General features: G+C 69.6%; 18 protein-coding genes. 15 read left to right on the forward strand and 3 right to left on the reverse strand.

Going from position 1 to position 15433, the window contains the following annotated elements; all coding sequences use genetic code 11:
* Positions 1-21 precede the first annotated feature (21 nt).
* The gene (locus tag H4W31_RS17290; RefSeq protein WP_192767602.1) at positions 22-546 is read right to left on the reverse strand and encodes a hypothetical protein; all 525 of its coding nucleotides are present in this window, start codon (positions 544-546) and stop codon (positions 22-24) included.
* Positions 547-654: 108 nt separating this feature from the next.
* Between H4W31_RS17290 and proS the strand changes: the two genes are divergently transcribed.
* Positions 655-2061 carry a proline--tRNA ligase gene (proS, locus tag H4W31_RS17295; protein WP_192767603.1) on the forward strand — a complete coding sequence of 469 codons (1407 nt, stop codon included), beginning with the start codon at positions 655-657 and terminating at the stop codon, positions 2059-2061.
* Positions 2062-2069: 8 nt separating this feature from the next.
* Positions 2070-2714: a DUF402 domain-containing protein gene (locus H4W31_RS17300; protein ID WP_192767604.1), complete on the forward strand. Its 645-nt coding sequence runs from the start codon at positions 2070-2072 to the stop codon at positions 2712-2714.
* A 230-nt stretch (positions 2715-2944) separates the two neighbouring features.
* Here the strand turns inward: H4W31_RS17300 and H4W31_RS17305 are convergent, their stop codons facing one another.
* Entirely contained in the window at positions 2945-3976 is a 1032-nt protein-coding gene (locus H4W31_RS17305) for a LacI family DNA-binding transcriptional regulator (RefSeq protein ID WP_192767605.1), read from the reverse strand.
* 166 nt (positions 3977-4142) lie between these two features.
* On the opposite strand from H4W31_RS17305, the gene H4W31_RS17310 reads away from it, so the two are divergent.
* The 13 genes from H4W31_RS17310 to H4W31_RS17370 all read left to right on the forward strand — a co-directional run bounded on the left by H4W31_RS17310 (position 4143) and on the right by H4W31_RS17370 (position 13871).
* On the forward strand, positions 4143-5450 hold the full coding sequence (locus H4W31_RS17310) for an ABC transporter substrate-binding protein (protein WP_192767606.1): 1308 nt from the start codon (positions 4143-4145) through the stop codon (positions 5448-5450).
* On the forward strand, positions 5447-6448 hold the full coding sequence (locus tag H4W31_RS17315; protein ID WP_192767607.1) for a carbohydrate ABC transporter permease: 1002 nt from the start codon (positions 5447-5449) through the stop codon (positions 6446-6448). The genes H4W31_RS17310 and H4W31_RS17315 overlap by 4 nt, the downstream gene beginning before the upstream one ends.
* Positions 6445-7311, forward strand: coding sequence for a carbohydrate ABC transporter permease (locus H4W31_RS17320; protein WP_192772173.1), 867 nt, complete (start codon positions 6445-6447; stop codon positions 7309-7311). Before H4W31_RS17315 ends, H4W31_RS17320 begins: the two co-directional genes overlap by 4 nt.
* A gap of 526 nt (positions 7312-7837) precedes the next feature.
* Positions 7838-8341 carry a 30S ribosomal protein S16 gene (rpsP, locus tag H4W31_RS17325; RefSeq protein ID WP_192767608.1) on the forward strand — a complete coding sequence of 168 codons (504 nt, stop codon included), beginning with the start codon at positions 7838-7840 and terminating at the stop codon, positions 8339-8341.
* Positions 8316-8576, forward strand: a complete 261-nt coding sequence (locus H4W31_RS17330) for an RNA-binding protein (protein WP_192767609.1) — start codon at positions 8316-8318, stop codon at positions 8574-8576. The genes rpsP and H4W31_RS17330 overlap by 26 nt, the downstream gene beginning before the upstream one ends.
* An 11-nt stretch (positions 8577-8587) precedes the next feature.
* On the forward strand, positions 8588-9160 hold the full coding sequence (gene rimM, locus H4W31_RS17335; RefSeq protein WP_192767610.1) for a ribosome maturation factor RimM: 573 nt from the start codon (positions 8588-8590) through the stop codon (positions 9158-9160).
* Between the two features lie 29 nt (positions 9161-9189).
* Positions 9190-9966: a tRNA (guanosine(37)-N1)-methyltransferase TrmD gene (gene trmD / locus H4W31_RS17340; protein ID WP_192772174.1), complete on the forward strand. Its 777-nt coding sequence runs from the start codon at positions 9190-9192 to the stop codon at positions 9964-9966.
* Positions 9967-10106: 140 nt separating this feature from the next.
* On the forward strand, positions 10107-10463 hold the full coding sequence (rplS, locus tag H4W31_RS17345; RefSeq protein WP_192767611.1) for a 50S ribosomal protein L19: 357 nt from the start codon (positions 10107-10109) through the stop codon (positions 10461-10463).
* A 199-nt stretch (positions 10464-10662) separates the two neighbouring features.
* On the forward strand, positions 10663-11568 hold the full coding sequence (lepB, locus tag H4W31_RS17350; RefSeq protein ID WP_192767612.1) for a signal peptidase I: 906 nt from the start codon (positions 10663-10665) through the stop codon (positions 11566-11568).
* Complete coding sequence (lepB, locus tag H4W31_RS17355; RefSeq protein ID WP_192767613.1) at positions 11565-12212, forward strand: signal peptidase I; 648 nt, start codon at positions 11565-11567, stop codon at positions 12210-12212. The genes lepB (H4W31_RS17350) and lepB (H4W31_RS17355) overlap by 4 nt, the downstream gene beginning before the upstream one ends.
* Positions 12213-12277: 65 nt before the next feature.
* Complete coding sequence (locus tag H4W31_RS17360) at positions 12278-12736, forward strand: NUDIX hydrolase (RefSeq protein WP_192767614.1); 459 nt, start codon at positions 12278-12280, stop codon at positions 12734-12736.
* A 2-nt stretch (positions 12737-12738) separates the two neighbouring features.
* Positions 12739-13551 carry a ribonuclease HII gene (locus tag H4W31_RS17365; protein ID WP_192767615.1) on the forward strand — a complete coding sequence of 271 codons (813 nt, stop codon included), beginning with the start codon at positions 12739-12741 and terminating at the stop codon, positions 13549-13551.
* Complete coding sequence (locus H4W31_RS17370) at positions 13548-13871, forward strand: DUF2469 domain-containing protein (protein WP_007075222.1); 324 nt, start codon at positions 13548-13550, stop codon at positions 13869-13871. Before H4W31_RS17365 ends, H4W31_RS17370 begins: the two co-directional genes overlap by 4 nt.
* 203 nt (positions 13872-14074) lie before the next feature.
* Here the strand turns inward: H4W31_RS17370 and H4W31_RS17375 are convergent, their stop codons facing one another.
* A complete protein-coding gene (locus H4W31_RS17375; protein ID WP_192767616.1) occupies positions 14075-15280 on the reverse strand; it encodes a sulfite oxidase in 1206 nt (401 codons plus the stop codon).
* Positions 15281-15433 lie beyond the last annotated feature (153 nt).

Raw genomic sequence — 15433 nt, forward strand, 5'->3', positions numbered from 1 at the left:
GGTCGGTAGGTGGCCCACGGGTCAGGTGACGACCAGGAGATAGTTCGCCTCGACCCGGAACCGGCGGCCGTCGGTTCCGCCGAAGATCAGCCGGTACTTGCCCGGTGGCAGCGGGTCGAGCCGACCCCACAGGCCCCAGCAGCTCACCGGCTGCGCCGAGGGCATCCCGGTCACCGGGTTGCCGAGCGCGCCCCGGACGAGGAACGGCTCGGGCGTGCCGATGACCGCCAGCGGCAGGTCCTCGTCGTCGAGCCGGGCGTACCCGCTGGCCTGTTCCATGATCGGCATCTGGCCGGACCGGGCCCGGGGCTGCCAGATGTTGAACGCCGGGAAGAAGAGCGGCCGATCGGCGGGCAACTTGCACCGGCGCGCCACCGGGCCACCGAACGTGCCGGCGAGAAACCAGACGTCGTCCGGCTGTTTGACCGAGGCGAACTCGCCGGTCTCGTCGGCCACCGGACTCTCCCGCCGGGCCGAGTCGGCCACCCAGCGGACCCAGCGCGCGACCAGCCCTTCCGGCGACATCGGATCGTACGGCAGCGGCATCGGAGGACGGGGACGACCGCGTAGACGATCAAGGAAGGACATGCTCCGGATGCTAGTGGCCTCGCCCCGCCGCGCCGCCCCCGGCACAGGCGCCTAGGATGTGCCCTCATGGCACGCGTGCTCACTCCCCGTGCGGAGGACTTCCCCCGCTGGTACCAGGACCTGATCGCCAAGGCGCAGCTCGCCGACAACGGGCCGGTGCGGGGGACCATGGTCATCCGACCGGCCGGCTACGCCATCTGGGAGCGGATGCAGGCGGAGATGGACGGCCGGATCAAGCTGGCCGGCGCCGAGAACGCGTACTTCCCGCTGTTCATCCCGGAGAGCTATCTGCGCCGGGAGGCACAGCACGTCGAGGGCTTCTCCCCGGAGCTCGCGGTGGTCACCCACGGTGGCGGCAAGCCGCTCGCCGAGCCGATCGTGGTTCGGCCGACCAGTGAGACCGTGATCGGCGAGTTCATGGCCAAGTGGGTCGACTCGTACCGGGACCTGCCGCTGCTGCTCAACCAGTGGGCGAACGTGGTGCGCTGGGAGTTGCGGCCCCGGATCTTCCTCCGGACCAGCGAGTTCCTCTGGCAGGAGGGGCACACCGCGCACGCCGACGAGGCCGACGCTCGGGCGTACGCCCGCAAGATCCTGCACGAGGTGTACGAAGACTTCATGGTCAATGTGCTGGGCATCCCGGTGCTGGTCGGGCTGAAGACCGCCCGGGAACGGTTCGCCGGTGCCACCCATACCTACACCCTCGAAGGGATGATGGGCGACGGCAAGGCGCTCCAGATGGGTACCTCGCACGAACTGGGGCAGAACTTCGCCAAGGCGTTCGACATCACGTACACCTCGGCGGCCGGCGGGGTGGAGCACGCCTGGACCACCTCCTGGGGCAGCTCCACCCGGATGCTCGGCGGGCTGATCATGGCGCACGGCGACGACAACGGGCTGCGGGTGCCGCCCCGGCTGGCGCCGACCCAGGCGTACGTGATGGTGGTCAAGGCCGGCGACGGGGTCGCCGAGGCGGCCGCCAAGCTCTGCGACGCGCTGCGCGACGCCGGGGTACGGGTCGGCTTCGACGACCGGGTCGACACCCCGTTCGGCCGCCGGGCCGTCGACGCCGAACTGAAGGGCTATCCGGTACGCGTCGAACTCGGCCCCCGCGACCTCGCCGCCGGCAACGCGGTGCTGGTGCGCCGGACCAGTGGCGCGAAGACCCCGGTTCCGGTCGCGGACGTGGTGTCGGCGGTGCTCGCCGCGCTCGACGCCGACCAGCAGACGCTGCACGACGAGGCGCTGGCGATGCGCGAGTCGCGTACCGCGTCGGTGAAGACGTTGGACGAGGCGATCGAGGCGGCCGGCGCGGGCTGGGCGCTGGTGCCGTGGTCGGCGGTCGGTGCCGAGGGCGAGGCGAAGGCCAATGCCCAGGCCGTCACGGTGCGCTGCCTGCGCCGCGCCGACGGATCGGTGCCGGACTCGGAGGACGAGCCCGACCTGGTCGCCATCCTGGCCCGCTCGTACTGACCGGCCGGATGCGCTTCCCCCGGGGTCGGGTCGTCCTGCACCGCAACGTCCGACGCGGGCGGATCGGTTGGGTCCGCCCGGCCCGGGTGGTCAGCGACGACGCCCGTGGCCTGCTGCTCTGGATCGCCCGGGGCACCCCGGCCGCCAGTGAGGTCACCGAGGACGGTCGGGGCATGCGGGCGATGCCGTTCACCGAGTGGGTGACCTCGTCGTACCGGCTGAAGGTCGGGATCTGGAACGGACCTCCGCTGCTGAAGTTCCTGCCGGCCGGGGCCGACCACTCGGTCTGGTTCTTCCGGGACGCCGACGGACGGTTCGCCAACTGGTACGTCAACCTGGAGGAACACGGCGTCCGGTGGGACGACGGCGAGGTGGCCGGCGTCGACATGGTGGACCAGGACCTCGACGTGGTGATCTGGCCGGACCACAGCTGGGAGTGGAAGGACGAGGGAGAGTTCGCCGAGCGGCTCGCCCTGCCGGAGCACTACTGGGTCCCGGACCCGACGGCGGTACGGGCCGAGGGGGAGCGGGTGGCCAAGCTGGCCGAGGCCGGGGAGTTCCCGTTCGACGGCACCTGGTGCGACTTCGTACCCGATCCGGACTGGACCGTACCGACGCTGCCGCCCGGCTGGGACCGCCTGCCCGTGCGCTGAACCGCCCCGGCCCGAGGATCGACGCGGACCACGAGGTTGCGGGTGCCGGCCGGGCGACCCCGGGCGCCCCGCCCTCGACCGCCTCCGCCGGGCAGTCGAAAGGAGCAGGCAAGCCAGTTGCTCGGTCGCCTGTCGGCCGGCTGCTCAGTCGCCTGTCGACGCGCTCGGTCGCCTGTCGGCCGGCTGCTCAGTCGCCTGTCGACGCGCTCGGTCGCCGGTCAGCCGGTTGCTCAGTCGCCTGTCGACGCGGGGCGGGTGGACAGCGGCAGCCTCCGCCAGGCCGGGGCGTACGGGCGACAGGACGCGCGGACGACCAGCTCGGTGGGGAGCCGGATGTGCGTATCGCGGTCGACGCCGCCGATCAGGTCGATGAGCAGCCGCAACGCCTCGGCACCCATGCGTTGCAGCGGTTGCATGATCGTCGTCAGTGGCGGGTTCACCAGCGCCGACTCCGGGACGTTGTCGAAGCCGATCACGGACAGGTCGTCGGGCACCGTGATACCCATGTTCCGGGCGACGTCGATGGTGGAGATCGCGGAGAGGTCGTTTCCCGCGAAGACCGCGGTCGGCCGGTCGGCGAGCGTGAGCAGCTCCGCGGCCGTACCGGCGGCGCTTTCGATCCGGAACCCGCCGACGCGTACGAGACTCTCGTCCACCGGGACATCGGCGTCGGCCATGGCCTTGCGGAAGCCGGCCTCGCGCAGGCGTGCCGACTCGAGGTCGGGGCGTCCGCTGATGTGCCCGATCCGGCGGTGGCCGAGCGACAGCAGGTAGTTGGTGGCGAGCACGGCTCCGGCGAAGTTGTCCGAGTCGACGGTGGGCAGGCCGGACGGGCCCGTGTGGGGGTCGACGGCGACGACGTGGAAGCCCTGCTTGGTTTCGACCACGGTCGGCGTGACGATCACGGCCCCGTCGATGAGCGATCCGGACAGGCGTGCCAACGACCGTCGCTCCCAGCCGATGGCCGCGACGTCGCCGTCGCCGCCGGAGTAGGCCAGCAGTTGGTAGCCGGTGCCGGCCACCTCCCGGGACGCTCCCTTGAGCAACTCGGTCGAGAACGGCTCGAACTCGGCTACCAGGATCCCCAGCACGTTGGTCCGGTGACTGCGCAGGCTCTGTGCCCCGAGGCTGACCTCGTACCCCAGTTCCTGGATGACCTGCTGGACGCGTTCCACGGTCGCCTGCGCGACGCCGTACCTGCCATTGATCACCTTGGACACGGTCGCCAAGGAGACGCCGGCCGCACGGGCTACGTCTGACATCTTGACACGCTGCGGAAACGCCACGCCGACGATGATAGAGGTCCGGCAGAACCCCGCCGCAGGGGAGTCGAAAACGTTATCGACAACGGTTGACACTGCGTTACAGGGCTGTAAAACTCGCCCTTCAGATTGAAGTACCGCGACTGCCTAGTCGAGGAGACATTCGATGCCGATCAAGCGCCGTACGGGCGCCGTCCTCGCGCTGCTGACGACCAGCGCACTCCTTGCCGCCGGATGCGGCGGTGGTGACGGTGAGACGCCCGTTGAAGAAGAGCTGTACAAGAACCCGGTGACCCTGAGCTGGTGGCACAACGCCTCCCAGGACGGGCCCGGGAAGACCTACTGGGAGAAGGTCGCCAAGGACTTCTCCGCCCTCCACCCGACTGTCACGATCCAGATCGAGGCGATCGAGACCAACCAGCTCCAGCGCACCCGGCTCCCCGCCGCCCTCCTGACCAGCGACCCGCCGGACATCTTCCAGGCGTGGGGCGGTGGCGAGATCCGCGAGCAGGTGGAGGCCGACTACCTCAAGGACATCACCGACCAGGTCAAGACGGAGACCGCCAACATCGGCAGCGCCGCCGAGATCTGGCAGGTGGATGGCAAGCAGTACGGCCTGCCGTACCGGATGGGCATCGAAGGCGTCTGGTACAACAAGGAGATGTTCGCGCGAGCGGGCATCACCGCTCCGCCGACCACGTTCGACGAGTTCAACGACGCGGTCACGAAGCTCAAGGCCATCAATGTCGTCCCGATCGCCCTCGGCGCCGGTGACAAGTGGCCGGCCGCGCACTGGTGGTACAACTTCGCGCTGCGTGCCTGCTCGGTCGACGTCCTGAAGAAGGCCTCCGTCGAGACCGTCTTCGACGACCCCTGCTTCGTCAAGGCAGGCAAGGACCTCAAGACCTTCATCGACACCAAGCCGTTCCAGCCCAACTTCATCGCCACGCCGGGCCAGAACGATCCGACCAGCGCCAACGGCATGCTCGCCAACGGCAAGGCCGCGATGGAGCTGATGGGTGACTGGAACAAGAGCACCCTGGAGACCGTCGCCGAGGACAAGGCGGCCCTTGCCAAGTTCCTCGGCTGGTTCCCCGTACCGGCGATCTCGAATTCGGCGGGTGACCCGAAGGCGGCCCTCGGCGGTGGTGACGGGTTCGCCTGTGCCAAGAACGCCCCGGCCGAGTGCGTCGAGTTCCTCAAGTACATCGTGAGCCCCGAGGTGCAGAAGGCGTACGCCGAGACCGGCGTCGGTCTGCCCGTCGCCAAGGGCGCGGAGGCCGGCGTCGCGGATCCCGCCCTGAAGTCCATCCTGGAGGCGACGTCCAGCGCGACCTACGTACAGCTCTGGTTGGACACGGCCTTCGGTAGCACCGTCGGCAACGCGATGAACGACGCGATCGTCGCCATCTTCGCAGGCGGCGGCAGCCCTGAGAAGGTCGTCGAGGCTATGAAGGCGGCCGCACGAAAGTGACCTCCATCAACCCAACCCTGAATCCCGTCGGCGGCGCGGACGCGCCGCCGACGGGCCTCCGGCCCGCCCCGAGACGGTCGTTCTCCCGCGCGGCCGACAGGCGACGCAAGTGGTACGAGATCATCGGGCTCACGACGCCGGCGGTCATCGTCTACGTGATGTTCGTGCTGGTGCCGATGGGCTTCGCGGTCTACTACAGCCTCTTCCGGTGGCGCGGGGTCGGCCCACCCACCGACTTCGTCGGCCTCGACAACTATTTCCTCGCCTTCGAGGACCCGATCTTCCTCGACGCGCTGCGCAACAATGCGATCGTCGTGGTCGGGTCGCTGCTGATCCAGGGCCCCATCGCGCTGGCCGTGGCCCTGCTGCTCAACCGTCGCTTCCGCGGGCGCACCGTGTTCCGGCTGCTGGTGTTCGTGCCCTACGTGCTCGCCGAGGTCACCGTCGGCATCATGTGGAAGCTGATCCTGACCGACGGCGGGACGGTCGACGCGCTGCTGCGGTCACTGGGCCTGGGCAGTCTGGTGCAGGCGTGGCTCGCCGACCTCGACGTCGTCATCTGGACGTTGCTCTTCGTCCTCACCTGGAAGTACGTCGGCTTCGCCATCATCCTCCTGCTCGCCGGTCTGTCGAACGTGCCGCACGAGCTGACCGAGGCCGCCGAGATTGACGGCGCGAGCTGGTGGCAGATCCAACGCCACATCACGCTCCCGCTGCTGGGCCCGACGATCCGGATCTGGATGTTCCTGTCGATGATCGGATCACTACAGGTCTTCGACGTGATCTGGGTGACCTCGGTACCCTCGGTCCGGTCGCTCGGTGCGTCGGCCACCATGGCGACGTACATGGTGGACAACGGCTTCTTCGCCCGGCTCTGGGGCTACGGCAACGCGGTGGCCGTGATCCTGTTCGTCATCTCCTTCGTCGCGGCGCTGCTGTTCCAGCGTTTCCTCCTCCGTCGCGACATCCAGGGCGCCATCACCGGAAGGGTGAACTGACCGTGGCCGCGAACGCTGTCCTGCCCCCACCCTCCAAGCGCCGCCCGGTGTCCTGGGGTAGTCCGCTCACCTACGCGCTGGCGCTCGCGATCGCGGCCGTGTCGATCTCCCCGGTGGTCTACGTGATCGTCGGCGGTTTCCGTACCACCCCGTCGATCGTCGCGAACCCGGCCGGGCTGCCCGACCCGTGGGTGTTCGACAACTACGCCCGGGTGTTGACGCAGAGTGACTTCTGGGCGCAGGCGTTCAACAGTGCGGTGATCGCCCTGGGTACGACGCTCTCCGTCGTGGTGCTCGGGGTCTGCGCGGCGTTCGTGCTCGCCCGTTACACCTTCCGGGGGCGTGAGGCGCTCTACACCTTCTTCACGCTCGGCCTGCTCTTCCCGGCCGGGGCGGCGATCCTGCCGCTCTACCTCATGCTGCGCGACTTGAACCTGGTCAATTCCTACCTGGCGGTGATCCTCCCGCAGGTCGCCTTCGCGTTGCCGCTCACGATCGTGATCCTGCGCCCCTTCCTGGCCGCCATCCCCCGCGAGTTGGAGGACGCCGCCGCAATCGACGGCACGGGCCGGCTCGGCTTTCTCTGGCTCATCGTCCTGCCGCTGTCGAAGCCCGCGCTCGTCACGGTCGGGATCCTCGCATTCGTGGCGAGCTGGAACGCATTCCTCCTGCCGTTGCTCGTGCTCAGCGACGCCAGCCTGCACACCCTCCCGCTGGGCGTGCAGAACTTCTCGAGCCAGTACACCTCCGACACGGCGGGGATCCTCGCCTTCACGTCGCTGGCGATGCTGCCGGCGCTGCTGTTCTTCACGTTCGCCGAGAAGCAGATCGTCGGTGGCCTGCAGGGCGCGATCAAGGGCTGAGCGGCAGCGGTACGCCGCGCGAGACGTGGGTCGACACCGCAGGGCCGAGATCCGCGCGACGACGAGCGGGCCGGGACCGGTACGGACGGGTCCGACCGGGACCGACGGGATGGGCGGGACGGCGGGGTACATCTCACCCGGACCGCCCGTCCCGTCGATGCCGCCACGGGCCTGCTGGCTGTGCCGCCACGGGCCTGCTGGCTGCGCGGGTTCCAGCCGGACCCGGCGACCGTCCGGCCCGCCAGTTGGTCCCGGAACCGACGGCCACGGTAGGGTCTGTCGGCTCGTGGCGTGGTCGATCGTCTCCGAGCGTGTCGTGCTGGCGTTTTCGCCGGCCGGTGTGAGGTCTCGGGGCCGGGTCTGGCAGAATGGGTCGCTGGTATCCGGCACACGTCAGGCGCCCTCTACCCGGGCGTGTCGCCAGTCCATCGAGCAGTCTCCGGCCCAACCCCACGGTGCCGGTTGGCTCTCACCCGCGCACCGCCCGTTCCGGGCCGGTGAGAATCGCAACAGGAGCGAACACACTGTGGCCGTAAAGATCCGGCTCCTGCGGATGGGTAAGATCCGCAACCCGCAATACCGCATTGTCATCGCCGACTCGCGCACCAAGCGTGACGGCCGGGCGATCGAGTTCGTCGGGATCTACCAGCCCAAGGAAGATCCTTCGATCATCGAGGTCAAGTCGGACCGGGTGCAGCACTGGCTCTCCGTCGGTGCCCAGCCGAGCGAGGCCGTCCAGCGTCTGCTCGAGAAGACCGGCGACTGGCAGAAGTTCAAGGGCCTGCCGGCCCCGCCGCCGCTGCTGGTCGCTCCCGAGCGGGCCGACCGCAAGGCGGCCTACGAGGCCGAGGCGAAGGCCGCAGCCGGGCTGACCGAGGCGACCAAGCCGGCCAAGAAGGCGGGCAAGGCGGCACCCGCCAAGGCCGAGGCACCTGCCAAGGCTGAGGCGCCCGCCAAGGCCGAGGCGCCGGCTGAGGCCCCCGCGAAGACCGAGGAGCAGACCGGTGCGGGCTCCGGCGAGCAGGCCTGACGTGGCACTCCGGCCGGCGCTCGAGCACCTGGTCAAGGGCATCGTTGATCATCCGGACGACGTACGGGTCCGGATGGTCGACTCCCGGCGGGGCAAGCGCCTGGAGGTACGCGTCCACCCCGAGGACCTGGGCACGGTGATCGGCCGCTCCGGCCGTACCGCGAAGGCGCTGCGCCAGGTGATCGGTTCGATCGGCGGGCGCGGGGTACGGGTCGACATCGTCGACTCGTACTGATTCCGGTCACGATGCTCCTCGTCGTCGGCCGGATCGGCCGTCCGCACGGTATCCGCGGTGAGGTGACCGTGGAGGTGCGGACCGACGATCCCGAAGCACGGTTCGCCGTCGGGACGGTGTTGCGCACCGACCCGGCGGCGGAATCCGCCACCAGGGCGCCCGCCGCGCCGCCGGTCACCGCGCACGGCGAACTGGTACGCGTACCCGAGGCGCTCCTCATCGAGGCGGTCCGCTGGCACCAGGGCCGGCTGCTGATCTGCTTCGACGGCGTGTACGACCGGGACGTGGCCGAGGCACTGCGCGGCACCCTGCTCTGGGTGGACAGCGCGAAGTTGTTGCCGCCGACCGACCCCGACGAGTTCAACGATCACCAGTTGGTCGGCCTCGCCGTGGTCACCACGTCCGGTGAAGCGCTCGGCGAGGTCGCCCGGATCGACCACGCCCCCGCCTCGGACCTGCTGGTGCTGCGCCGTCCCGAGGGGCATACGGCGTTGATCCCGTTCGTCAAGGCGATCGTTCCGGAGGTGGACCTGGCCGGCGGCCGGGTGGTGGTCGACCCACCGGCCGGACTGCTGGACCTGTGAGCCGGCCCGACGAGGCCACGGCGACCCGGATGCGGGTGGACGTGGTCTCGATCTTCCCGGAGTACCTCGCCCCGCTGGATCTCTCCCTGATCGGCCGGGCCCGCGCGTCGGGGGTGCTCGACCTCGCCGTGCACGACCTGCGGACCTGGACCCACGACGTGCACCGGACCGTCGACGACACGCCGTACGGCGGTGGGCCGGGGATGGTCATGCGGCCCGAGCCGTGGGGGGAGGCCCTGGACGCGCTGGTCCCGGTCGGGGAGGAACCGCCGCCCCGGCTCGTGGTACCGAGTCCGGCCGGGGTGCCCTTCCGGCAGGCGCTGGCGCACGAGTGGGCGGCCGAGCGTCATCTGATCTTCGCCTGCGGCCGGTACGAGGGAATCGACCAGCGGGTCCTGGAACACGCCGCGACCCGGATGCCGGTGACCGAGGTTTCGCTGGGCGACTACGTGCTCTTCGGCGGCGAGGTCGCGGTTCTCGTGATCATGGAGGCGGTGACCCGGCTGCTGCCCGGGGTGCTGGGCAACGCCGACTCGCTCGCCGAGGAGTCCCACGCGCACGGGTTGCTGGAGGCGCCGGTCTACACCAAGCCACCGGGATGGCGGGGTCACGACGTACCGGAGATTCTGCGGTCGGGTGACCACGGCCGGATCGCCCGGTGGCGGCGGGACGAGGCGCTGGTCCGGACGGCCCGGCGCCGGCCCGACATGCTCGCCGTGCTGCCCGCGACGGAGCTGGACAAACGGGACATCGCCGCGTTGGCCGGGGCCGGATTTCAGCCACCGGCCGACGATATGGCAAAGTAGGGGGGTTGCCGCAGTCGCCCGTGCCACGGACGACTGCGAGGATCTCCGCCGGAACTCCGATCCAGGAGCCTCCATGGGGATCAGAATCACCCATCCGCGCGCCGACGACCGGTGCGCCGTGAGCCATCAAGGATGCAGCGATGAACACCCTGGACGCCCTCGACGCCCAGTCGCAGCGCACCGACGTGCCCGACTTCCGGGGCGGTGACACCGTCAAGGTGCACGCCCGAGTCATCGAGGGCAGCCGCTCCCGGGTGCAGATCTTCGAGGGTGTCGTGATCCGGCGCCACGGAGCGGGCCTGCGGGAGACCTTCACCGTACGGAAGATCAGCTTTGGGGTCGGGGTCGAGCGGACCTACCCGATCAACAGCCCGGGTATCGACCGGATCGAGGTCATCGTCCGCGGTGACGTCCGCCGGGCCAAGCTCTACTACCTGCGTGAGCTGCGTGGCAAGAAGGCCAAGATCAAGGAGAAGCGCGAGAAGCGGGTCAGCTGACCGCTGACTGACCGCACCCGCGCCGTTGGCGGGGTGCCGTCGGTGTCGAACGCGGCTACTCTGGCCGCACGGGCAGACGCGAGACGCGGCAACCCCGGCTTCCACCGGGGTTGCGGGTCACCCCCGCGCTACCGCTCGCGACGGCTGTCATCCAGGGAGACTGGATGACAGCGCTGTATCTCGGGACCGGGGAGATGCGTTGGTGCGTAGGGTGGACGAAGAGGGCGACATCGAACCATGGAGTCGTCGAGCCCGGCGATCGCGCCGTACCCGTAAGCAGATGCCGCTGTGGCAGGAGCTTCCGCTGCTGCTCGTCGTCGCCTTCTGTCTCGCGGTGCTGATCCGCACCTTCCTCCTCCAGGCGTTCTTCATCCCCTCGGGGTCCATGGAGGACACTCTGCTGATCGGTGACCGGGTCCTGGTCAACAAGATCGTGTACGACATCCGGGATCCGGACCGTGGCGAGATCGTGGTGTTCCGAGGTACGGACGCCTGGGCGCCGCAGGTGAGCGACGAGCCGGATCCCGGATTCGTCGCCAAGCTCGGGCGCACCGTCGGTGACCTGGTCGGAGTGAGCCGTCCGGGCGAGAAGGACTTCATCAAACGGGTCATCGGAGTTCCCGGGGACCGGGTGCAGTGCTGCGACGACCAGGGCCGGGTGACCGTGAACGGCGCCCCGCTCGACGAGCCGTACGTCCTGGAGAACTCCCCAGTGGATGTACCTCCGAACAGCCAGGAGTGCCGGTCCCGCCGGTTCGCCGAGGTGGTGGTGCCGCCGGGGCAGCTGTTCGTGATGGGTGACCACCGGTTGGTGTCGCAGGACGCGCGATGCCAGGGGCCCGTGCCGATCGACAACGTCATCGGCCGGGCCTTCGTGATCGTCTGGCCGTTCGGCAACTGGACCTCGTTGCCGGTGCCGGAGACCTTCGACGAACTGCCGAGACCCGTTGCCGCACCGGCCCCGGGCGAGTCGTCGGACAGCAGCCCGCAAAACACCGCAAACACGGGAGATATAGCAATTGCTATGCCAATCCTGGGCACTCTACTCGTTACCGCGCGTTCCCGACGCTCTCCCGGGACTCGGCATCGTAGGCTCCACCCGTGATTGACGAGCAGACCGACCAGTCCAAGCCCCGCAGTTCGTTCTGGCGGGAACTACCCATCCTGCTGGGCGTGGCGATTCTGGTCGCGGTGCTGGTACGGACGTTCGTGCTTCAGACGTTCTACATTCCGTCGCCATCGATGGAGCACACTCTCGACATCTACGATCGGGTGCTCGTCAACAAGCTCGTCTACGATTTCCGGTCGCCGCACCGGGGCGAGATCGTGGTCTTCAAGGCGCCGACCCAGTGGACGGGTAATCCGAAGGGTGAGGACTTCATCAAGCGGGTGATCGGCGTCGGCGGCGACCGGGTGGTCTGCTGCGACCCGGAGGACCGCCTGATGATCAACGGGCAGTCGCTCGCCGAGCCGTACATCTTCACGGAGAACGGCGTCCAGGATCCGGCCGCCGACGAGGAGTTCGACATCACGGTGCCGGCCGGCCGGCTGTGGGTGATGGGTGACCACCGGTCGGCCTCGGGCGACTCGCTGGAGCACTACCAGCAGAGCCGGCAGAACATCGAGCTCGCGACCATACCGGAGGATTCCGTGGTGGGCCGCGCCTTCACCGTCTTCTGGCCGGTCGGGCGGGCCACCTGGCTCACCGTGCCGAAGCCCTACGACGCCATCCCGAATCCCCAGGGCTGAGCGGCGTTCGGTGGCGGTCAGCCCGGTGGCGGCGCGGCCACCGGCGGCGCGACTAGGCTGACCGGGTGACCGTGTTCAGCCCTCGTCAGGCCGCCCGGATACTCCTGATCGACGCCGCCGGTCGGGTACTGCTGTTCCGGGGCTGGGACCCGGCCCGGCCCGAGCACCGGTACTGGTTCACCCCCGGCGGTGGCCTCGACCCGGGCGAGACGCCGGCGGCGGGCGCCGCCCGGGAACTGGCCGAGGAGACCGGGCTGCGGGTCACCCCCGACGAGCTGGGTGAGCCCGTCTGGCGGGAGGTGACCGAGTTCACCTTCGGCGGCCAGTGGTACCGGCAGGAACAGCAGTTCTTCCTGGTCCGGATCCCCGCCTGGGAGGTGGACACGGCCGGGTTCGATCAGATCGAGCGTGAGACCATTGACGCCCACCGCTGGTGGACGATGGACGAGTTGGCCCGTACGCCGGAGCGGTTCTATCCGACCGACCTGCCCGAAGTGCTACGCCGGGCACTGGAGAGCGAGTAGCGGTGCTGACCCCACCCCGTACGGTGATCCGCCGTGAAGGCGGCATCTATGCCATGGAACGGGCCCTGCGGCGCCGTGGGTTCCGGTACGTCGCCGGCGCGGACGAGGCGGGCCGAGGTGCCTGCGCCGGTCCGCTGGTGGCCGCCGCGGCGGTACTCCCCGAGGGTCGGCGCGGTGAGATCGACGGGCTGAACGACTCCAAACTTCTCACCCCGGCCGCGCGGGAACGGATCTACGCCGAGGTGGTCGCCCGGGCCCTGGCGTACGCCGTGGTGATCATTCCCGCCGTGGAGGTGGACGCCCGGGGGCTGCACGTCTGCAACGTGGCGGCCATGCGTCGGGCGCTGGCCTCGCTCGCGGTCCCGCCGGAGTACGTGTTGACCGACGGGTTCGGCGTCGACGGGCTGGGCGTGCCGGGGCTGGCGGTCTGGAAGGGGGACCAGGTCGCCGCCTGCGTGGCGGCGGCGAGCGTGCTGGCAAAGGTCACCCGGGATCGGATCATGGTCGAGCTCGATGACGAGCACCCCGGGTACGGGTTCGCCGAACACAAGGGATACATCACCGCCGAGCACAGCGCCGCACTGGAACTTCACGGTCCGTGTCCGGAACATCGCTTCTCGTACGTCAATGTCGCCACCGTCTCCGGCCGGGCCGGCAGCCCTCTGCGGTCGCGGCGGCCGGCGCACCTTGGCGGAATCGAGTCGATGGCGCGGGCGGGCCGGTCAGGGAGTACCGTCGGCGTGGCGTTGGGCGAGCGGCTTCGGCCGTCAGCGTTGGTGGGGGAAGATGTGGCCATGGAAGGCGGAGTGGGATGAGCGCGGAAGATCTCGAGAAGTACGAGACCGAGATGGAGCTGCAGCTCTATCGGGAGTACCGCGACATCGTTCGCCAGTTCTCCTACGTGGTGGAGACCGAGCGGCGGTTCTATCTGGCGAACCAGGTGGATCTGCACGTACGGAACTCCGACGGAGAGGTCTACTTCGAGGTCGAGATGCACGACGCCTGGGTGTGGGACATGTACCGCCCAGCGCGTTTTGTAAAGAATGTCCGAGTGATGACGTTCAAGGACGTCAACGTCGAAGAACTCGAAAAGCCGGACATCTCTCTTCCGGCGGATTCCGGATTCGGCGGCTGAGCCTCCGGCCGAGCCGACTGGCACCTCGAACTCGACCCCTGCGAGATCTGCCCGAATCGTCGGGCGGCCTGTGGAAATCGTCCGACCCGCCGCAAATCATCCGGCAACCGGAGTCATCGGCCGACGGGCAACCGTCGGCCGGTCCGTGGGGTGGGTGGCCGCGGCCGATCGATCCGATCGGCAGGCGGTGGGATGCCGGTGACCTATTGATCTTCGGGGACCACGACCTCCACCCGCTGGACGAGATTGTTCGCGAAACCGCCCCGGTTCCACGGCGGATCGACCGGTTGGACCCGCCCCGACGCGTCGGTGGCCCGTGCGCCGAGCGTGTACCGGCCGGGGTTCGCCGTCCACTCGTACCGCCAGCGACGCCACGCCCAGCGCTCGTCGACCGTCGACCCGCCCGGCTCCCGGCCGTCCGGCCCGGTCACCGACGGGTCGCCCGCCGAACCCGCCGACCCCGTCGCCCCGGCTCGATCAACCGGCCCGGTCGGATCGAGGGTGGCGTCGCTCCAGCTGGCACCGCCGTCGGTGGTCACCTCGACCCTGGTCACCGGAGCGTGGCCCGACCAGGCCCGGCCCTCCACGGTGCACGGTCCCGGCCGCAGCACCCGGATCCGGGACATGAAGTCCGGAAATCCGGGCGGCTGTACCAGCGCCCGTGGCTCGATCCGGGTCACCGGCACCCCCGGATCGTCAGCGTCGGTGCGTACCCGGTACGCGACGGCGTTCTGATAGCCGTCGAACTCCCGGTCCAGCACACTGATCCGGGTCAGCCACTTGACGTGCGCCATCCCGTACCAGCCGGGCACCACCAGGCGCAGCGGCGCACCGTGCTGCGGCAGCAACGGGGCACCGTTCATCTCGTACGCCAGCAGCACCTCCTCGCGCAGCGCCTCTGGAACCGGCAGTCCCCGCTGGTAGTCCTGCTCGATTCCGCGCTCCACCCCGTGGTCGGCGCCGGTGAAGACCACATCCACCGCGTCCGGTCCGAGCCCGGCCTCGCGCAGCAGCGGCGCCAGTGGCGTACCCGTCCACTCGGCGGTGCCGACGGCCTCCGACAGCCACGGCTGGCTGACCGGACGAGGGCTCAGGAGCGCCCGGCCGTTCCCGGCACACTCCAGCGTGACCCGGCGGGTCACCCGGGGCCGCTCGCGCAGGGCGGCCAGGTCAAGTCGGAGCGACCGGTCGACCCGACCGTCGATGGTCAGGACGTGTCGCTCCGGGTCCAGGGCCGGGATGTCGTAGTGGATGAGCAGGTAGTGCAGGCCCACCGGCGTGACGTCGTAGCGCAGGGCCTCCAGCGGTAGCCCGTGGTTGCGCGCGGCCAGCGCCAGTTCCTCGATGCTGATGCCCTCGTCGGGCTCCGCGAGCCGGGAGGGTCGGCTGACGTCGTCCACTATGCTCATCGCCGCTCCTCGGGCTGGTGACGGGCTGCTGCCTGCTCCGACTGCCCAGCCTAGGCGAGGGTGCCGGCCCGGCCCGATTCCGGTCCGTGCCACGGCCCCGGGGGCCGTTCACGGGTGGTTCGTGCCGCCCCGCGATGTATCAGATCATCGGGC

The sequence above is a fragment of the Plantactinospora soyae genome (genome assembly GCF_014874095.1).
Taxonomy (GTDB): domain Bacteria; phylum Actinomycetota; class Actinomycetes; order Mycobacteriales; family Micromonosporaceae; genus Plantactinospora; species Plantactinospora soyae.